Source organism: Salinibaculum rarum (assembly GCF_030505615.1).
GTDB lineage: Archaea > Halobacteriota > Halobacteria > Halobacteriales > Haloarculaceae > Salinibaculum > Salinibaculum rarum.
In genome coordinates, this window is the sequence record NZ_CP129992.1 from 2,670,352 (window position 1) to 2,687,228 (window position 16,877).

Genomic DNA, 16,877 nt, shown 5'->3' on the forward strand with positions numbered 1-16,877 from the left:
GCCAGAGACCTCTCATAGTCTGGTTTTGTCCTCACAAGAATTATGAGTGAAACTGATCGAGAATGGCTGTATCCCGCTTGAGATTCGGTTCGATACGGGGGCTTCGACACTCGACATCAATTGCCTCGTCGTGCCAGTCTTTCCCTGTCTTTCCGCTCCAGACACCGTATAACGTCGCTTTGGGGATTTTGATAACGCCAAACAATATTGTAAGCATATACAGCGTATCCCGAATAGCCGTCCAGGAGCCCGTTGTCTTTCGTGGGAACTCGCGCGGAAAGTCTACATGGTGAGCTCTGATAGTGTGGCTTCGCGCGCGCTCAACGAAGTTTCGATCGTTGCTGAACAGGAGTACATCCTTCCGACCGGATCGTTGATAACGGTCGTAACCATCAACGATCTCATCGTCCCCGGTGTCACATTCGATCTCGTCAGCGTACTGGAGGTCTCGAAGTTGCCGATAGTGGATCTCGCCAAGCCGCCCTTCTCTGTTCGACGCGGTCGGTTGGCCGAGAAATCGATCGAACTCATCGCCGAACGCTTTCTCAAGCGGCCGAGTGTTGTTGTGCTTGTGGTCCCAGTCTAACTCGTCGCGTACACCCGTTGCGAGAGTGAATCCGTTGACTATCGGCCACTCACCGCGATACGGACTGTACCCACCGTCAAGTCCGAGAACACTCCAGATCCGCCAGGGCATTAAATTTGTATCAAACCCAGCAACGACGGGTGGATGGCCAGCATTGAGATTCGGAGAACCGAACCGGTCAAGGAAGTCATTAAGCTCCGCTCTGTTGCCGATATTCAAAAGTCCACCAGCCAAACAGGCCCAGACGTAGGAGTTCGGATCCGGAATATCATGACTCGCTGGTGGTCCGTACTTGCGATCGATATCGGCGCAAGCCTGCGTGAAGTCCTCTCGATTGGAAGTGAAGCGCACGGTCGCTTCATCCATGTCCTCGATATCTACCCGGAGCAGTTCCCCGATCTCTTCAGAGGGATGCTCGACCGTGATATCGGTGATACCTTCATCGTATAGTGCATTGAGCAAGACCGTGATTCTACGACGAGTGAGTTTCACGCCATCACCTCCGTGAAGTCATACAGTTCGATGGACGTCCGTGGAAGTTCAGGATACAGGTAGCCGTACTCACGGCGATCAAGATATAGATAGTGGACGCGGTCAGCCCCATAACGCATGCCAGCAGCAAACGCGAACGCAGTCATGAATTTCCGACCTGGGGTCACGTCGACGGCGACTTCTCCGCCGGCGTCTTTTGTCTCTTTGATCGCTCCTTTGACATGGTCATGTATCCCGTCGAAGTCGGCTTCTTCCTTCAGCTGAGTTGCCTCAATTGAGGGAGTTTCTCCGTTATAGGCCTCAATAATCGTCTTTGAGAGTTCTTTGACTTCTGCCATTTGCTCGCTGACCGCGGGCGTCTCAATGAGATAGAGGTCAGTTGGCACAAAACCATCGTTACAAGCCGCAATGAGTGGATTTATGACTGCTTCCACGTTCGTACTACTGGTCGTGACCCAGGTGCGTTTCATCGACGGCAAGTCAAGGCCCGGGAAAATAACTCTAGGCAAAAGTTGGCAGTTGCAGGCATCAAGACTGTTGAGAGTGTGTCCTGTCTATAATCGATTTCTTGTCTCTAATAACCATCTATCCTTCAGAGGCTGGACGGACAGGAATATGAAAATTCCCCATATTGAATGCCGGATGATATATTACGGTGACATCCAAACAAGTTCTTGATGGACGGCATGAACATCGACGCGTCTGAAAGTACTGTTCAAAAGGCATTCTCTGATAAGAGTACTTATACTGTTCCGGATTATCAGCGTCCCTACTCTTGGAAAAAAGAGCAATGGACTGATTTTTGGACAGACTTAAATTCGATTCCCCAAGATAGTACTCACTTCCTTGGCTCAATTGTTCTTATAAAACACAGCACCTCATTCAATAAATTAAATGAACTTGAAGTCGTGGATGGTCAGCAGAGACTCACGACAATTTCAATTCTTCTTTGCGCTATGCGTTCCCAATATGAAGAAAATGGAGACCCAGATGAAATTATAGAGCTAATTAATGACGAATACCTCTATGAAAGAGATGATAATAATAATAAAGAACCAAAATTATCACTAAGTACGTTTGATGGAAACGATTATGAAAACATTCTTGAAGAACGCGAAGGTGCAATTGATGCCGATTCTAGGCTTCTTGAGGCCTTAGAGTTCTTTGAAGGGAAACTCTCCGATTATACCTTAGATGAATTGGATCAGATTAGGGGAAAATTATCTAAGCAAATGACAGTTGTTATTGTGGAATGCAATAGTGCTGGATCAGCATTTCGGCTATTTGAAACATTGAATAACCGCGGTATGGAGTTGTCTGCTGTAGATCTTATGAAGAATTCTCTACTCCAAACAGCGACTGAAAGGTATCCCGGAGGGAGTAACAGTACTGAATACAAGGATATTCGGAGTCAGTGGGAACATCTATTAGAAAACGTAGTTCATCAAATAGACCATCCCAATAGATTCTTCCGTCATTTCATCATGTCTCGTAAAAGCCCAGACATTTCTGGGAACGTATCTTCAAGGACCCTATATGACAAATTTAGTAATATAATAAATGATATACTTCCTTCCCAAAACATACCATTGACGGACTATATTGATGAAATGGTTAATACCTCTGATGTTTATATGGGGATGATTGATGAGTCAACTGATAAATATAATGGGAAACAGTCGAAGAAAGTCAATGCACGACTTCGGAATTTAAATGATATTGAATCCTCTCATTCTCGCACACTGATTCTTCGTTCATTCGAAGAGTTTGATGACTCTACGAAGATGCTTGAGGTTTTGAGGTTGCTTGAATCATTTATGACTCGATGGAGAGTAGCCGATCTCACAACAGGGGCGACTCTTGATCGGATATTTTCTGATCTTTGTTCCAACGCGTTTGATGAAGATGATGCTGTTGACACAATTAGGAGGAGACTTAAAGATGAGGCACCTTCGGATGACGAATTTGAAGCAAAGTTTGCTAGCTCAGGATTTAAAAGGAATGGCGGGCGTGCAGAAGAGTTCTCATAGCTCAACGATCGGACTTGCGATGTCACCTCCTCGTTCATGGTTAGCGATGACGACAGCCAAACGAAGACAGAGAGCGACGAAGACGTGAGTTTTTGCCCGTTCTCGGCCTCGGACTTGCGGAGTCCCGAGGCCGAGATCCTTGCACACGCCGATTGCTGTTTCGACCTGTGACCGGTTATCGTAGGTGTCGTCAAGCTGCTTTTCCCAGACGCGGACAGTGTCGCTATGTTCCTTGATTCGTTTCTGGATGCGGTACTCGATATCTGGTGGATCATTTGTGTTCCGTGGATTGTACGGAACCACTGGCACGACGCCTGCTTCAATCAGGTCGTCGTGCCAGTCCAACATGTCGAACTCTGCGTCACCAACGAACGTGACTGGCTTTTTGACGGCGAGCGCATCCTGTGTGATGCGCCTCGCCGTCGCCTTGTCCACAGATTTCTCATCTGTGAACTCTGCGGCAATCGGGATGTTGTTGTCGGTCGTCACCAGACAGCAACCGTAGCCGTAGTAAGTCTCCTCAGCTGTACTGTCGTAGTTCCACGAGGCATCCTCGTCCGGGCGAGGCGCCCGGACATCGGTGCCGTCAATCCGAAAGCAAGAACCCAGTTCAACCCGGACAAGCACCTGCTGAAGAATTCGTGAGAAGACTTCCTCAACGACACCAGAGAGATCGTCGATAAACCGGCCAATCGTCCGCCGTGACGGCGGTCGCTCGAACTCGCAGACACGCCAGACATCATCGTTGGCGAGTTCTTGAGCCATCGCTTCTGGTTCGTAGATTCTGTTGTAGAAGCAGTGAAGCAATCCTCGGAACAGTTCAGGTGGATGGAACTCCCGCGTTCGCCCCCGCGGATCGGGGGCGAACACGGGGAATTCATAGAGAAACTGGAGATCAAGATGTTCGAATAGTACTGTTGTCTCGGTTTCCAGTGATTTCAAGACCTCTGTGATCGTATCTTGGTGTGGCAGGGTAGTGGTTGACACATCTCACTGTCCCTGCCTCATCTCCGAGAGAGTTCCTATCGATCCTCCAGAATCGCTGATCAGCCAGCAGAGCCGTGCTAACTATTCTGCACGCCCGCCAAGGAATTCCATGACAAGGTATATTCTGGATACTATTGAACGGGAGCACTATTCCAGTGGTGGAGGGAAAACATATGATAGGGCATCTGTCGATATTGAGCATATTGCTCCGCAGTCTGCTCTTTCCGCCGAGAAATACGAGTCCTGGAAGCCAATATTGGACGTAAGTGAAGCAGAGTATAAAAATCAGTATAGAAACCGAATTGGGAACCTCACTCTTCTTGAAGAGAGACTAAATGAGGAAGCAAGCACAAACCCATTTGGTCAAAAAAAGGATCAGTATAGACTGTCTGATTTCCAAATGACAGAATATCTCCGCTCCAATTACCAGGAGTGGAATACTAGTACGATAGAGGAGCGATCCGAAGAGCTAGCAGAGACTGCTACAAAAATCTGGGATTTCTAATAAATAGAAGAAGCAAAATATTACCTCAGAATTCTTTTTGCTTCTTTCGTTGCTTGTCTGCTTATTAGAACTCGCCATTTGGTAGACAACTCACCAGTACGATAACCCCGTGCTGGGTGTCCCAAGTGTTTTCCAGAACACAATATGCATCACAATTGCTATTGTCAAGACCAACTGTACATTGATTCTTCCCTCGACAGCTGGGATCGTCCGTGGCACTGACTCAGACACTGAAGAAGATGTTTCTCTCCTATCTGGGATTATCGATACTATCGAGCCTTGTTTTTATACGCATACTACGGTAGGATAGGAGATTTCGATGAGAAATTTAGCCGTTATCTATCTTCGTAGACGTCCACAACAGCGTATTCCCTACTTTACGGGAGGAGACTAACCCCTTTTTCTCCAGTCTCTGAAGTCTTTTGTATGCTGTATCGTGGGCACAGCCAACTCGATCTGCAATATCGCCCGTACCGGCCAGCCCATCCTCGGCGCTGATGGCATTAAGGAAGTCCTCAGTAGAGTACTCGCCGGTATAACGGCCGGTCTCTTCGTCACGGTCGGGCATTAGTTCGAGATTCACTACCTTTCTGATTAGTCCTAACGGTATACCCTCACCCCATTATGAGGACTCCGAAAGGCTTTTACCAATATGAGTTCTCATAATGGATATGGAGGCCCGGCCCTTCCGGGGCACCGATACTGAGAAACGCCTGGGTGCTGGAGACACCCGGGCCGGGTTCTCCCAATGGATATGAGCGAACCCATGAAAGATTCAACACTACCAAATCAAGAAGTTGTCGACAACGAATTAACTGAAGAACTATATCAAATTAATAATATTTCGCTCGGGGAAGGGGCCGCGACGTGTCAAGTGTGCGGCTCTTCTTTTTGTGAGGGTGATATAGTTACTGTGTACGTGTTCTGTCCGGTTGGGGAGGTGATGTTTCAGGTTGGATATGTTATTTGCGGTGATGGAAAACACGAGCCGCCGAAGGAGTTCACGCTGGGGGCGCGTGAGTTGGTGGTTGAAGGTCGTGTTGGGTGGTGTTCTGATGTGGCGACGCAGTCGTCGTGGCCGGTGTTGCTTGCGCCGGCGGTGGTAGCGGTGAGTGGGGCTTCGACGAAGTCGGTGCGGAAGGTGCCGAGCGGTGACGGTGTGAGTGTGTCGGTGGGTGAGGCGCGGCGTCGAGCTGACGGGGCGGATGGTGACGTGGTTCGCGGGTTGTTCTGGGGTGAGCAGCGATGACGTCGGGGTTCGTGGATTCTCACCTTGACATTGAACTGGACGTGCCGCGGTCGGTGGAGGAAATGCTGTTTCCGGACGTGTATGTCGGTCTCGAAGTCGATCTGCTGTCTCCGGGTGATGGGATCGTCACTGATCGGCATCATGCGTCGGCGGATCGGTATGAGGCGGATGATCCGATGAATCAGATTGAGGGGCAGATTTCCCCGTTCACATTGAGTGGCTGGCTGCGCCATGGCTGTGAGGAGGTTGTGCAGGTTGCGGGCGCGACGGCGTGTCATCCGGGTGAGTCGAATGCGGATTACATGCGCGCGGAGACGTATGAGCGCGACTTGGAGTCTGGGTATCACGAGAAGGGCGCGTGCGTGGATGACCACAATGCGGGCTGCGTGATCTACGACTTGTTCGGCGGGTTCGGCGACCAGCCGGGGAAGTTGTTGCGTCGTCCGGTGTCGTTCTCGCCGATCCGGCGGCAGGTGGACGTGCTGGATGGTGAGGCGGAGGCGCACTTCAGGCAACTCTCGAATCAGGTGCGCTCGCGGAACGAGGAGGATGGCGGGCAGCCGCTCCGGCATGCCGAGCGGGACGTGCTCGGGAATGTTGAGGGGACGTGGAAGCTGACACTCCGCGAATTGAAGCCGGAGTTCGTCGGATTATTGCTGGAGGCGGTGTCGTTCCTTGATGCGCATAGTGATGAGTTCGCATTTCAGGTCGGCGGCGCGCGGAATTTCGGCGCGGGGATTGCGGATGCGTGGCTGGTGAATCCGTTGTACACGGAGCGGGAGGTGCGGCGCGTGTTTAATCGCGCGCAGGACGAGACGGCTGCGATGGCGGAGAAGGATGAGGTGTGGCGGTCGGAATGTCGGGATGAGTTCGTGCGGGCGTTGCAGGCGCGCGTGGCGGCGCGTGATGGTGATGTGTCGATGCCTGAATCAGGTGATGAGTCGTGACGGCAGCAGCTGAGGGGGATGGTGAGACGGAGGCGCCGGCGATGGTGGCGGTGTATCGGCATGATGTGCACAAGTTGCGTGGGCGGTCGCATAGCAGTGCGGCGGAGACTGTTGCCGGTGAGCGAGTGAATGAGCCGGTGCCTCGCGGAGCGGATCGGGATGCGGCGTTGTTGAGTCGGCCGCGCGGCGATCCGGAGCAGACGCTCCCGGCGCACGAATCGCCATTCCGGCTGTCACTTCTGTCCGGGGAGGTCGTGACCGAGGAGATGAGCGTGGACGCGTTCCGCGATGCCGTTGAGGACTTAGTGGCGATCGAGGATGCGGAGGCGGCGCATGCGGCGTGGCTTGGGTCGGATGCGGCGGCGGTGTTCAATGAGGCGATGTACTACCCGTACACGTCGTTGAAGTACCATGTGTTGTTGGCGGCGGCGTTGTTGTCGAATTACCGTCGCGGAGCGGCGTTCGACGAGCTGTCTCTGGTCGTTGATGACTCGGATGCCGCGGTGACACCACACCGGACGATCCTGGAAGCGGGGCCGGTGTCGTTGCGGGTGACGGCTGACCCTGGTGGTCGGCCGGCGGCGACGTTGGGGTCGGTGCCGGCACGGTCGTTCGCTGATGTGTGGTCGCGGTTGCCGGAACTCCCGATCGGTGTGGACGGGCAGCGGCTGTGGCGCGTGTTGGATGCGCAGCTGCGGCGCGTACGGTCGTGGTCGGCGGCGTTGCAACTCATTGAGGATTACGTCGACGCGATGAATGGAGCCGGCGGTGATGCGCTGTGACGAGTGCTGTCAATTTTTGGAGTGGAAACGGAGGGGTGTGGTATCGATGACCATGATTCAGCAGGTGTTGTTCGAGATGGAGGCGCCGTACTTTGGGCATCCGTATTTCGTGACGGGACACGCGTTGTTCAATGCGATTGCTCGACGGGTTGCCGACGACGCGGTCCGGAAGCAGTTGCAGGTGAGTCATGGCGTGTTCGTGCCGGGGGAGTACGGTGAGTACCCGTCGGCGCACTCGGAGGAGGGGTACGCGGGGAAGCTCGGGCAGTCGTTGCCGCCGGTCGAAGCGTACGCTGATTTGTTCGTGTTCCGGGATGCGGCGCAGCGGTGGTTGTTGGAGTCACGACCACGGGATGCGCATAACGTGTTGGATGTCCAGGAGTACGGTGACCGGCAGGTGTTCGCTGATTCGTGTTGGTTTGGGAAGCCGGCGGGGCAGCGGAATCGGCGCCGGTCGGTGCAGTGGTACGTGCACGCGTACTTGCATGACGGCGGCGCCGACGATGTCGTCCCGCTGGCCGAGGACGTGCTGGATGGGGTGCGGGTCGGCGGAGGGCGGAATTACGGGTTCGGTGAGTTGTCAGTGGCGGATTCGCAGACGGTGACGCTCGAGGACCTCGATTACTCGCGGCTCGCTGACGTGGATGGCTACGAGCTGGAGGTGGTGTCGCCGTACGTGATGAGGACGGAGCATCCGAGCGCGGATGATCAGGATGTGCCGTGGTGGTGGGGCGCGTCGCGGTCAGACTTACGGTGGCGGGAAACGCGGCTCGTCGACGGCGAGGAGGAGTACGCGCTTGGGGTGGTGGATCACGGGCAGTGCGTCGCGTACACTGGCGGTGACCCGGTGGAGACGGCGGTGAACGGCGTGTTGCGCGTCGGGTCGCACTCGCGGTTCGGGTTCGGCGAACTCCGGGTACGGCCTGCTGCCGCGGATCGCGTCGGGGAGAGGGTCACTGTGAGTGCTGATGGTGGCACTGCGCGTGACGTCGGGGAGCGCGTCACTGCGAGTGGTGGTGACCGAAGTGCGCGTGACGTGGACGGGTGCGTCACTGTGAGTGATGACGACCGAAGTGCGCGTGACGAGGCAGGCGCCGGAGGTGACGTGGAGCGATGACGGACCCGCTTGAGCAGGTCGCGTTCGACATTGAGACGACGGGGTTCGACGCGGCTGATACGGTGACGGTCGTCGGGTTCGCGGTGCCGATGGGGGTGCGCGTGTTCGTGCAGACTGGCGGGCGCTCAGCGGTCGATGTCGAGGGGGTAGTGGAAGAGGCGACGGAGACGTTGGTGAAGGTTTCGACGCACGCGTCTGAGCTGGAGATGTTGACAGCAGTAGCTGGGTTCGTGGAGGAACGGTTGTGTGATGCGGATGTCTTGTTGGTCGCGTATAATGGTGAGCGGTGGAATGGCGGGTTCGATTTACCGTTCCTCCGAACGCGATTCGCGCAGTTGGACGTTGCGTGGCCGTTCGTGGAGGTGCCGTACGCCGACGTGATGCCGCTCGTTAGTGATCGGTTCAACACGACGGTGAACGGTGACGAGCACGGCGATCTCGCGGCCGCGTACGACGTGTTGTGTGACGGCGCGTATGGCGACTTGGATCCGTTCGCAGAGAGTGCAGAAGCCGTTGCAGCGTTCGAAGAGGGCCGTTTCACCGACCTCGCGTTGCATAACGTCGCGGACGTGTTGCGGACGCGGGCACTCGGGCGCGTTGCAGAGCGGTACTGCGGCAAATCCGAATTTCAAGTGAAATCATTGACGCCGACGAGGTCGATGTGATATGTTCGGGGAGCAGGCTGCGCGTGTCATGGGGAGGGCTCGTGTCTGGGATTGGGTGGTGCCGCCGGATCCGCGGTGAGTCTCCCCCGGTGCCTGCGCAGGACTCACGGACGCGGATTGAAGCGATACTCCAGGCTTCTGCGCGCGGTAGAGTGCTGAACAATTGACCAAGCCACCACACGACGAATGTCACAGACAGAATCACGAAGTCACGACGACGCAAGCGGTATCGATGAGGCGAGTAACGAGGCCCGGTCGGAGCAGCGAAGCCCGCATGAGTGCCACGAGACGGTCGATCCGGAGACGCGCCGAGAGGTGCTCAGCGAATACGAGCATCGGTGCCAGTCGTGCGGGCGACGCGACCCAGAGCAGGGCGGGTTGGCGACGCTGCACGTCCACCACATTGAGCGCGACCCGGACGGGATGGATGAGCACGATTTGGAGAATTTAACGCTGCTGTGCCGGTCGTGTCACAGTTGGTTGCACCAGCAGTCTACGCCGGAGGATTCGCCCGTTGAGATCACGGAGGAAGACCAGAGTGTGCTGCTCCCGCAGGACATCGAGATCCTGCGGTACCTGGCAGAGCAGGGGCCGACCCGGACGGGCGACATCGTTTCGGGAGTCTCGACGGATCTGTCCGTGTCGGCGGTCCGCGAACGGTTGTGGGTCTTGATGGGGTTGGACAATCTCGTCGAGACGCGCGACAAGCAGATCGTCGATAAAGACGTCGAGACTGGGGAGTGGGGCCTCACCGAGCACATCGAGAATTCGGCGCGCGGGCACATCCCGGACGACCCGCAGTTGCTGTTGCAGCGGATGGAGGACGAGCAGGTCCGCCAGGCGCTTGAACGCGGGTGTGATCGCAGTAACGTCATTGAGGTGCTTGGTGTGTCGCGCCGCACGACGTTCCACAAGCACAAGCGCGCGTGTGCATACGCCTTCCCGCTGGATGCGTTCAGTCGCGGTGGCCGGCCAGCTGACAGCGCACGGTCGGCCACGTCGGCTGTCACGAGTGACACTGCTGAGGGGGGCAGTGATGAGCAGCAGCGACTCGATGCGGTGGCCGAACAGTCCGCGGAGTCGGCGGAGCGGGCGGGACCTGGAGAGGCTCCCGAGTCGGGCTCGGATGCTCACGCTGGTGATGAACAGCAAGCACCGGGCGGGCATGGTGAGCGTGATGCGAACAAGGAGGTGCATGCTCGGTTGCAACGAGCGATTGACGCGCTTCAGGAGGTCGATAACGCGCTGTGAGTGGGAGTCTGTCTGATTTCGTTCAGTACTCCTCCCTGCAAGGGACAGGACATGGCTGACCGGGGGTCAATGATAGTTTCTACAGACGAGATTCCATGTGTTCGATGGCGGTCCAGATGTCGAGAATGCGGATACGGCCTTCGTAGTGTGTATTCTCGATCACACCAGTAATCGCTTTCTCGGCGTTCCGGTCATCCATGAGAACCCCGATGGAGTCGTGCGATGTTGAGCCGAGGAGCATCACCGCAACCGCAGGGAGTTCCGAATCCGTCTTTCGCAACTCGTCCGGGTCTACCTGCTCGAACGTGGCCAGCCGCTCGTGCACTTGATCCATTACCTCGCCAGCACGCGGTCCGTCGTGGACGCGGACACCAGGCTGGACCTCATCTGCAAGCGTGATCCAGTCTGTCGTGTCCGCTCGGTCAACCCAATCGACGCTGATGTAACCGTGTTGCTCAGTGAGTTCTTCGACGACACCACGGCTCAAGTACAGCTCTATGCCTTCCGTTTTGACGTACTGCATGAACGTCTGGTACGGGTCACTGTCTGTCCCACCGAGTGTTCTGAGGAAACTCGTATCGAGGATGAGCGCGGTTGGGAATGGCGATGGATGGGGCTCACTCATCGCTGCGCTGGTATGGGGCTTGGTCGAGCGCTCGGTCGTGGATGTCTACATCGAACGTGACGTCGTCGAGCGTCGGATCGTGGGGTCCCACAACGGCGATAATCCGTTCGATTGCCTGCGTGACTGCGATTCCCTCGACAGCAGGAACGTCGAGGATGTCCGCAGCACCGCGCCGCGTTGTGTTCCCCGTTAAGTACTCTATTGTCGCCGTGACAGCGGGTGCGAGTGCTGCCTTGCCGTGGCGGTCAACGAACAGTTCGAGATCGTCATCAACACTGGTGGCCCCATAGACAGCAATGATGACGGGACCGAACTCGACTGTCGTTTCACCCGTCCAGTTGCCGCTTACAGGGTCAGCACGCCAGAGTGCTGAGCCGTTTTCGTACTCGTCGAGTTCCGTTGCGACGCCTAACTCGGCCAGCGCGTTGGCGTACTTATACGCGGTGCTTTTCGAGAACCCTTGCCGGTCACGAGCAGCGGTAACCGTCGTCGGAGAATGAATCAGGAGATCTGTGTAGAACCGCGCGAGCTCAGGCGTGTCGAGCAGTTGTTGGAACACGAAGAACTGGCGGGCTGACTGCCCGGTATCCGGCGGGTTGGTGGGTGGTGACGCGTCCGACATAGTCTATAATACACAAACTATGAACTAAAGCCTTCGGGGTCAAATCAGTCTCCGTTCGATACAGGAGGGTCACATACCACGACGAGCGTGGACTTCTCTGGAATCGATCAGAATACCGGTGAAACGTGCAGAGGATGGATTCAGCAAGAGATCCAAGTTTAACTGTATGCAATTGATTCGATAGGGACTGTGAGAAGAGAGAGTGTTTCCGATACCGTCTCTCGGCTAGTTCGTCGGCCAGAGGCAACCGTTATCCGTCTACTGGCTCATATTAAGCATGATACTGCACCCGCCCTATGATCCATCCGAGATGGAGGCCCTTGCCACGGTTTCGTCCTACCCTTGACAGTCTTCGTCAAGTGGCACAAGACGGCTTAACCCAGCCTGTAAGGATCCTCCATCTTCCAGCGAGTAACTATGTCGGGAGACAAATCTGAACCGATACGGCGGGCTATCGAGGTTGAATACTGGGTGATCGACGACGAGGGACGGCTAGTCGAACCTGGAGCCCTTGTCGAGGCGTCGGCAGGGGCCGAGCGGGAGTTCGTCGAACCGATGCTTGAAATCAAAACGACGCCCTGTGAGAGCAGAGCGGAGCTACGTACCGAACTGCTCGATCGGATCGCAGACGTCCTGCGAGCAGCCGACGACCTGGGGAAGGGGCTCGTTCCGCTCGGAACGACGGTGAATACTGACCAGATACAGGAGATTCCAAGCGAGCGAACACGGATCCAGAACAGTGTCATCGGCGAGGACTTCGAGTATGTGCGCCACTGTGCGGGAACTCACATCCACATCGAACAACTGCCAGGACGCGAGATCGATCAGCTGAATACACTCATCGCACTTGACCCCGCACTAGCGCTGGTCAACTCCTCGCCGTACTTCGGGGGAGAGCGCATAGCTAACGGCGCGCGATCGAAGCTGTACCGCTGGACAGCGTACGATAACCTCCCACACCAGGGCCGGCTGTGGCCCTACGCCGATGACACCGCAGAGTGGACTCACCGTCTTGAACAGCGATACGAAGAGTTCGTGACTGCGGCCGTGAACGCAGGGGTGGATCGGCAGGCAGTCGTGTCCAGTTTCGATCCGGAGAGCGCGATCTGGACACCCGTCCAGCTTAGAGAGGCCTTTGGGACTGTCGAGTGGCGCTCGCCCGACACTGCCCTCCCAAGCCAGGTCCTTCAATTGGCTGAGCAAATGGTTGCAATCGTCGCCCGACTCGAAGACGCCCAGGTACGTATCGAAGGCGACATGGGTGACGTCACGGAGGAGGGCATTGTTATCCCGGAGTTTGACGAAGTACTCGAATACGTCACCGCCGCTATTCAGGACGGCGTAGCCTCGGACGCAGTCCGATCGTATCTCGATCGAATGGGGTTCGACGTCGGGGCCTACAAACCGGTTTCACAAGAAATCGACGGACGTGGGCCTGTCACTCCTGAGGAGGCGCGCCGACTCCGGCTCAAATACGCCGCTCGTCTAGAGCAGGACGTGTTTGACGAGAAATGATCCCAGGTACGAAACCCGATCTTCAGTGGACACTACAGGGAATACCGTTCTGATGAATATGCGCTCTGTATTGAGCAATTCAGTCCGTGTGGACTATTGGAGTCTGGAAACTATTCACTGGCACCCTCACCCCGGGTTGTGAGTCGCGTTACTCGAAGTGGATGAGTGGCTTGATGATGTCGTCTTCCTTCGCGTCCATCATGTCGAATGCTGTTTCGATTTCGTCAAAGTCGAACTCGTGAGTCGTCATCTTGGTCGGGTCGAGCAAGTCGTTCTCGAGCATGCGGAGCATCCGACGGATACGGAGCCGTCCACCGGGGCAGAGATCGGTCACAATGTCGATCTCGGCCATCCCGACCCCCCACTCTTCGCGGGGAATATGGCGGAACTCGTCGCCCCCGTGGTAGCCAACGTTCGAGACGGTTCCGCCGGGCTTTGCGACTTTGATGCAATCCTGAAGCGTCTGATCCGAACCGAGCGCCTCGATTGCAGCGTCGACGCCGTTACCGTCTGTGAGAGCCATAATCTCTTCGACCGGGTCGCTCTCTGCAAAGTCGACGATATGGTCTGCACCGAACTCGCGGGCGAGTTCCTGCCGTTTTTCGACTGTTTCGACAGCAATAACCTCGCCTGCACCCTGCAATCGCGCTCCTTTGGTGGCCATCAGGCCGACCGGCCCCTGCGCGAAGACGGCGACGGTGCCTCCCATCGGGATGTCACCGTTCTCGGCGGCCCTGAACCCGGTAGTCATCATGTCCGTGGTGTAGACAGCCTCGTGGTCAGTCACGTCGTCGGGAATGTGTGCGAGGTTTCCGTCCGCGTCGTTGACGTGGACGTACTCTTGGAAGGTTCCGTCTTTGACGTTCGCAAATTTCCAGCCGCCGAGTGCGCCGTTGGACTGAGAAGGATGGCCGGCCTGTGCAGCCTCCGAATTCCAATCCGGTGTAATCGCACCGACAGCAACTCTGTCTCCCGGCTCGAAATCAGTCACCTCTGACCCGATTTCGTCGACGGTACCTACGACTTCGTGGCCGAGTGTGAGGTTCTCCCGTTCTCCGATTGCACCGTGTACTGTGTGACAGTCTGACGTACAGACAAGTCCCAGCGTTGGCTTCAAAATCGCATCTGTGGTCCCTGCCTCTGGTGGTTCTTTGTCCAAAATACCGGTCTCACCGACTTGTTCCATGACAAACGCTTGCATACTTGCATATACAGAGACCCATCATATAACTTTCACTCAGATTACACTTTGGGGAGGGAATGCTGCGTAGGTGATCGTACGGACGGATGATGCCAACCACAGACTTTCTAACTTACGCGCGTCAGCCGCCTCGAGGTCCAGCCCCGGGGCTTGTCAGTGGATACTCAGGCGGTGAATTTATGTTTGTTCTCTATCAGTAATCAACTGGCTATCCATGAGCGAGCAAAATCTGGAGGACTTTCTCATCCTCCGTGAGCTTGATGAACCAATTACAGAAGAAGAGTTGGATGCAGCCGGCGACCAATCTGGTGACGCACTGCAAGAACTTAGAGACGAGGGCGTCGGAATCAGATGGGTCGATTCGGAAGTGATGAAAACTGACGGTGGCAAGGTCGCGGGAACATTCTGCCACTATCAGGCTGAAGATGAACAAGCTGTCCGTGAACATGCCAACCGGGCGGGGCTCCCAGCGACCCGAATTGACCGGCGTGGCGACCCTCTCGAGGGTGAATGACAGTCATTTGCCAATACTACTCCCCAGTGAGACTCACTTGCTCGAAATATTCTGAAACCCTCAATCAGTGATAGATTTCAAACTAGGTAGCGAGGCGGATTCCCCGCCCCACCGTGGGCGGGGTTGAATGAGTGCGGAGAGATTACTCTTGGACTGGTGTGAGCAGTGGTCGCTTGCTCTCAGGGGCGAGATCACTCCAGGAGACGGCGCCGGCATCTACGATGTTTTCGGGGGTCATGGCAGGATCGCTGAGAACGAGTCCGGCTGTAAATTCGGGCGGGCGAGACTGCTCGGTCGGTGCCGGAGCTTCTCCGACTGGATTCGCGCCTGGGCCGGTGGCTGACCCGACAACGATCGAACCAACCATCCCGAATAGTTCGTGAGGGGCACACATGATGTTATGGACGCCTTCGGTCTCGAAGGTGTACATCCAATATTCACCGACACCGAGGATTGGCGAGGAAAACGGTGGCACCTCGTCTGGCACACGTTGTGTGTAGCCGAATGCTGGATGATAGGCGTTGATGTTGTGATGGGGTGTTGGGAGGTTGAACCGGACAGTGTCTCCCGGTTCGATTGCAAGTCCCGTTGGTTCGAAGTAAAATTCTGGAATCGGGATCTCTTCGCGCTCTTGGAGAAGCAGTTCGACCGTATGGTCGGCTTCAACTGGTGGGGAGCTATCGCCGGTTCCAACATAGCCGAATCGAGGGTCGATTGACTGACTATCCGTCTGTGGTTGTGTCGTGGTCGGTTGCATGGGTGGAGAAGTTGTCGAGTTAGTATCGGAGTCGTTTGAAGGGCTCGCACAGCCGGCGACTGCTGGCATGGCAGCAGCGCCGAGGGCTGTCAGCATCTTCCGGCGATTCAACACAGCCCGTGACGAGCTGTCTGAGGGAGTATCACCTGATGGTTGCTGGTTAGCATCCATTTCAATACCCGTTCTATCATGGGCATTTAATTATATATTGAAGTGGCATGATATTGCCGGATAACTCTAACTCCCATCATTTAGATGACAGTGGTGTTTCATTGGGATCTATCCACGCAGACATCGTCTTCTACTGGCTCGGTACTTCAGCGACTGACAGCGAGAATCGTGTTTCGACGCAGTAGCTGAGGTCGATCTCGGTTCCACGCAGCGATCTACCACAAAATTAATGCGCATAGAGCATATATTCTTTCTTGATTATGCTCAAAGGGCATTTCACGTCGGCGGGGGCGAGCATTGATTACGGGGACGCGACCGAATTTTTTCCCGTCGACGGACTGGACGCAACTGTGCTCCAGTATCGGGATGCTCAACTCGCTCTTGACGACGTCGCTGGCGAGGATGTCGTCGTTGTTGCTCCGACGAGTCTCGCTACCAGTTACCGCCTCACGCAACACGCACTCACTGCGATCCCTATCGAGACCCTTCCAGCGGCGGTTCAGGCGGCACTCGACGAAGGAGTTGAGGAGGGTCTCGATGCGTTCGAGCTTATTCAGATTGGGAAGTGGACCACTGACAGCCCGAACTACTCACTTGCCGAGTTCACGACCGCCTGATCACCAGCATAGACGCGGGATCAACGGACTATCAGCGAGCCACCAACCATGACCAACAACCTCGAAGAAGAGTACCCAGAGGGTGTCGAGTATATCCGGCAAGCTGTCGCTGAGCACGGCGAAGCGTGGGTGTTGGAGAATTATCACGAGCAACTCTATCCGCTTGGTGTGTCTGATAAGTTGTTGCTTGACCTGAGTGGGGAAACAAGACGGTCGCGCAATCTTTAGGTACTACGCACCGTAG

General features: G+C 55.7%; 20 protein-coding genes. 12 read left to right on the forward strand and 8 right to left on the reverse strand.

Translation table 11 applies throughout. The features are described 5' to 3' along the window. Positions 1-40: 40 nt before the first annotated feature. Both QYL91_RS13790 and QYL91_RS13795 read right to left on the reverse strand, forming a co-directional pair. The gene (locus tag QYL91_RS13790) at positions 41-1,078 is read right to left on the reverse strand and encodes a hypothetical protein (RefSeq protein WP_302081071.1); all 1,038 of its coding nucleotides are present in this window, start codon (positions 1,076-1,078) and stop codon (positions 41-43) included. Then, the gene (locus QYL91_RS13795; protein ID WP_302081072.1) at positions 1,075-1,548 is read right to left on the reverse strand and encodes a hypothetical protein; all 474 of its coding nucleotides are present in this window, start codon (positions 1,546-1,548) and stop codon (positions 1,075-1,077) included. The genes QYL91_RS13790 and QYL91_RS13795 overlap by 4 nt, the downstream gene beginning before the upstream one ends. A 216-nt stretch (positions 1,549-1,764) precedes the next feature. Here QYL91_RS13795 and QYL91_RS13800 point away from each other — a divergent pair, with 216 nt between their 5' ends. Continuing rightward, a complete protein-coding gene (locus tag QYL91_RS13800) occupies positions 1,765-3,108 on the forward strand; it encodes a DUF262 domain-containing protein (RefSeq protein ID WP_302081073.1) in 1,344 nt (447 codons plus the stop codon). On the opposite strand, the gene QYL91_RS13805 is transcribed toward QYL91_RS13800, so the two are convergent. Further along, positions 3,103-4,095 carry a transposase gene (locus QYL91_RS13805; protein ID WP_302080520.1) on the reverse strand — a complete coding sequence of 331 codons (993 nt, stop codon included), beginning with the start codon at positions 4,093-4,095 and terminating at the stop codon, positions 3,103-3,105. The genes QYL91_RS13800 and QYL91_RS13805 overlap by 6 nt on opposite strands. On the opposite strand from QYL91_RS13805, the gene QYL91_RS13810 reads away from it, so the two are divergent. Beyond that, complete coding sequence (locus QYL91_RS13810) at positions 4,085-4,600, forward strand: HNH endonuclease family protein (RefSeq protein ID WP_302081074.1); 516 nt, start codon at positions 4,085-4,087, stop codon at positions 4,598-4,600. The genes QYL91_RS13805 and QYL91_RS13810 overlap by 11 nt on opposite strands. A gap of 328 nt (positions 4,601-4,928) precedes the next feature. Here the strand turns inward: QYL91_RS13810 and QYL91_RS13815 are convergent, their stop codons facing one another. After that, on the reverse strand, positions 4,929-5,168 hold the full coding sequence (locus QYL91_RS13815; protein WP_302081075.1) for a helix-turn-helix domain-containing protein: 240 nt from the start codon (positions 5,166-5,168) through the stop codon (positions 4,929-4,931). A 180-nt stretch (positions 5,169-5,348) separates the two neighbouring features. Between QYL91_RS13815 and QYL91_RS13820 the strand changes: the two genes are divergently transcribed. The 6 genes from QYL91_RS13820 to QYL91_RS13845 all read left to right on the forward strand — a co-directional run bounded on the left by QYL91_RS13820 (position 5,349) and on the right by QYL91_RS13845 (position 10,611). Next, a complete protein-coding gene (locus QYL91_RS13820) occupies positions 5,349-5,849 on the forward strand; it encodes a DUF8112 family protein (protein WP_302081076.1) in 501 nt (166 codons plus the stop codon). After that, positions 5,846-6,796, forward strand: coding sequence for a hypothetical protein (locus QYL91_RS13825; RefSeq protein ID WP_302081077.1), 951 nt, complete (start codon positions 5,846-5,848; stop codon positions 6,794-6,796). Before QYL91_RS13820 ends, QYL91_RS13825 begins: the two co-directional genes overlap by 4 nt. Further along, positions 6,793-7,578 (forward strand): DUF8168 family protein, encoded by a 786-nt coding sequence (locus QYL91_RS13830; RefSeq protein WP_302081078.1) that lies wholly within the window; start codon positions 6,793-6,795, stop codon positions 7,576-7,578. The genes QYL91_RS13825 and QYL91_RS13830 overlap by 4 nt, the downstream gene beginning before the upstream one ends. 46 nt (positions 7,579-7,624) lie before the next feature. Continuing rightward, a complete protein-coding gene (locus QYL91_RS13835; protein WP_302081079.1) occupies positions 7,625-8,695 on the forward strand; it encodes a hypothetical protein in 1,071 nt (356 codons plus the stop codon). Then, the gene (locus QYL91_RS13840) at positions 8,692-9,360 is read left to right on the forward strand and encodes a 3'-5' exonuclease family protein (RefSeq protein ID WP_302081080.1); all 669 of its coding nucleotides are present in this window, start codon (positions 8,692-8,694) and stop codon (positions 9,358-9,360) included. Before QYL91_RS13835 ends, QYL91_RS13840 begins: the two co-directional genes overlap by 4 nt. A 186-nt stretch (positions 9,361-9,546) precedes the next feature. Next, entirely contained in the window at positions 9,547-10,611 is a 1,065-nt protein-coding gene (locus QYL91_RS13845; RefSeq protein ID WP_302081081.1) for an HNH endonuclease, read from the forward strand. 79 nt (positions 10,612-10,690) lie between these two features. Here QYL91_RS13845 and QYL91_RS13850 read toward each other — a convergent pair whose 3' ends face one another. Further along, positions 10,691-11,236 carry a PIN domain-containing protein gene (locus tag QYL91_RS13850; RefSeq protein WP_302081082.1) on the reverse strand — a complete coding sequence of 182 codons (546 nt, stop codon included), beginning with the start codon at positions 11,234-11,236 and terminating at the stop codon, positions 10,691-10,693. Next, entirely contained in the window at positions 11,229-11,858 is a 630-nt protein-coding gene (locus QYL91_RS13855) for a DUF7437 domain-containing protein (protein WP_302081083.1), read from the reverse strand. Before QYL91_RS13855 ends, QYL91_RS13850 begins: the two co-directional genes overlap by 8 nt. 417 nt (positions 11,859-12,275) lie before the next feature. On the opposite strand from QYL91_RS13855, the gene QYL91_RS13860 reads away from it, so the two are divergent. After that, entirely contained in the window at positions 12,276-13,373 is a 1,098-nt protein-coding gene (locus QYL91_RS13860) for a glutamate-cysteine ligase family protein (protein ID WP_302081084.1), read from the forward strand. 148 nt (positions 13,374-13,521) lie between these two features. Here the strand turns inward: QYL91_RS13860 and QYL91_RS13865 are convergent, their stop codons facing one another. Further along, positions 13,522-14,574, reverse strand: a complete 1,053-nt coding sequence (locus QYL91_RS13865) for an NAD(P)-dependent alcohol dehydrogenase (RefSeq protein WP_302081085.1) — start codon at positions 14,572-14,574, stop codon at positions 13,522-13,524. A gap of 214 nt (positions 14,575-14,788) precedes the next feature. Between QYL91_RS13865 and QYL91_RS13870 the strand changes: the two genes are divergently transcribed. Continuing rightward, positions 14,789-15,088, forward strand: coding sequence for a DUF4242 domain-containing protein (locus tag QYL91_RS13870; RefSeq protein WP_302081086.1), 300 nt, complete (start codon positions 14,789-14,791; stop codon positions 15,086-15,088). Positions 15,089-15,230: 142 nt separating this feature from the next. Here QYL91_RS13870 and QYL91_RS13875 read toward each other — a convergent pair whose 3' ends face one another. Then, positions 15,231-15,845, reverse strand: a complete 615-nt coding sequence (locus tag QYL91_RS13875; RefSeq protein WP_302081087.1) for a cupredoxin domain-containing protein — start codon at positions 15,843-15,845, stop codon at positions 15,231-15,233. A 431-nt stretch (positions 15,846-16,276) separates the two neighbouring features. Between QYL91_RS13875 and QYL91_RS13880 the strand changes: the two genes are divergently transcribed. After that, positions 16,277-16,633, forward strand: a complete 357-nt coding sequence (locus QYL91_RS13880) for a DUF8165 family protein (RefSeq protein ID WP_302081088.1) — start codon at positions 16,277-16,279, stop codon at positions 16,631-16,633. A 48-nt stretch (positions 16,634-16,681) separates the two neighbouring features. Beyond that, positions 16,682-16,861, forward strand: a complete 180-nt coding sequence (locus QYL91_RS13885) for a DUF8110 family protein (RefSeq protein ID WP_302081089.1) — start codon at positions 16,682-16,684, stop codon at positions 16,859-16,861. Positions 16,862-16,877: the final 16 nt, after the last annotated feature.

Bases quoted from the DNA above. Each gene is read 5' to 3' on its own strand.
- QYL91_RS13795 (WP_302081072.1), bottom strand. From the start codon at position 1,548: ATGAAACGCACCTGGGTCACGACCAGTAGTACGAACGTGGAAGCAGTC.
- QYL91_RS13800 (WP_302081073.1), top strand. From the start codon at position 1,765: ATGAACATCGACGCGTCTGAAAGTACTGTTCAAAAGGCATTCTCTGAT.
- QYL91_RS13815 (WP_302081075.1), bottom strand. From the start codon at position 5,168: ATGCCCGACCGTGACGAAGAGACCGGCCGTTATACCGGCGAGTACTCT.
- QYL91_RS13820 (WP_302081076.1), top strand. From the start codon at position 5,349: ATGGATATGAGCGAACCCATGAAAGATTCAACACTACCAAATCAAGAA.
- QYL91_RS13825 (WP_302081077.1), top strand. From the start codon at position 5,846: ATGACGTCGGGGTTCGTGGATTCTCACCTTGACATTGAACTGGACGTG.
- QYL91_RS13835 (WP_302081079.1), top strand. From the start codon at position 7,625: ATGACCATGATTCAGCAGGTGTTGTTCGAGATGGAGGCGCCGTACTTT.
- QYL91_RS13840 (WP_302081080.1), top strand. From the start codon at position 8,692: ATGACGGACCCGCTTGAGCAGGTCGCGTTCGACATTGAGACGACGGGG.
- QYL91_RS13845 (WP_302081081.1), top strand. From the start codon at position 9,547: ATGTCACAGACAGAATCACGAAGTCACGACGACGCAAGCGGTATCGAT.
- QYL91_RS13850 (WP_302081082.1), bottom strand. From the start codon at position 11,236: ATGAGTGAGCCCCATCCATCGCCATTCCCAACCGCGCTCATCCTCGAT.
- QYL91_RS13855 (WP_302081083.1), bottom strand. From the start codon at position 11,858: ATGTCGGACGCGTCACCACCCACCAACCCGCCGGATACCGGGCAGTCA.
- QYL91_RS13860 (WP_302081084.1), top strand. From the start codon at position 12,276: ATGTCGGGAGACAAATCTGAACCGATACGGCGGGCTATCGAGGTTGAA.
- QYL91_RS13865 (WP_302081085.1), bottom strand. From the start codon at position 14,574: ATGCAAGCGTTTGTCATGGAACAAGTCGGTGAGACCGGTATTTTGGAC.
- QYL91_RS13870 (WP_302081086.1), top strand. From the start codon at position 14,789: ATGAGCGAGCAAAATCTGGAGGACTTTCTCATCCTCCGTGAGCTTGAT.
- QYL91_RS13875 (WP_302081087.1), bottom strand. From the start codon at position 15,845: ATGCAACCGACCACGACACAACCACAGACGGATAGTCAGTCAATCGAC.
- QYL91_RS13880 (WP_302081088.1), top strand. From the start codon at position 16,277: ATGCTCAAAGGGCATTTCACGTCGGCGGGGGCGAGCATTGATTACGGG.
- QYL91_RS13885 (WP_302081089.1), top strand. From the start codon at position 16,682: ATGACCAACAACCTCGAAGAAGAGTACCCAGAGGGTGTCGAGTATATC.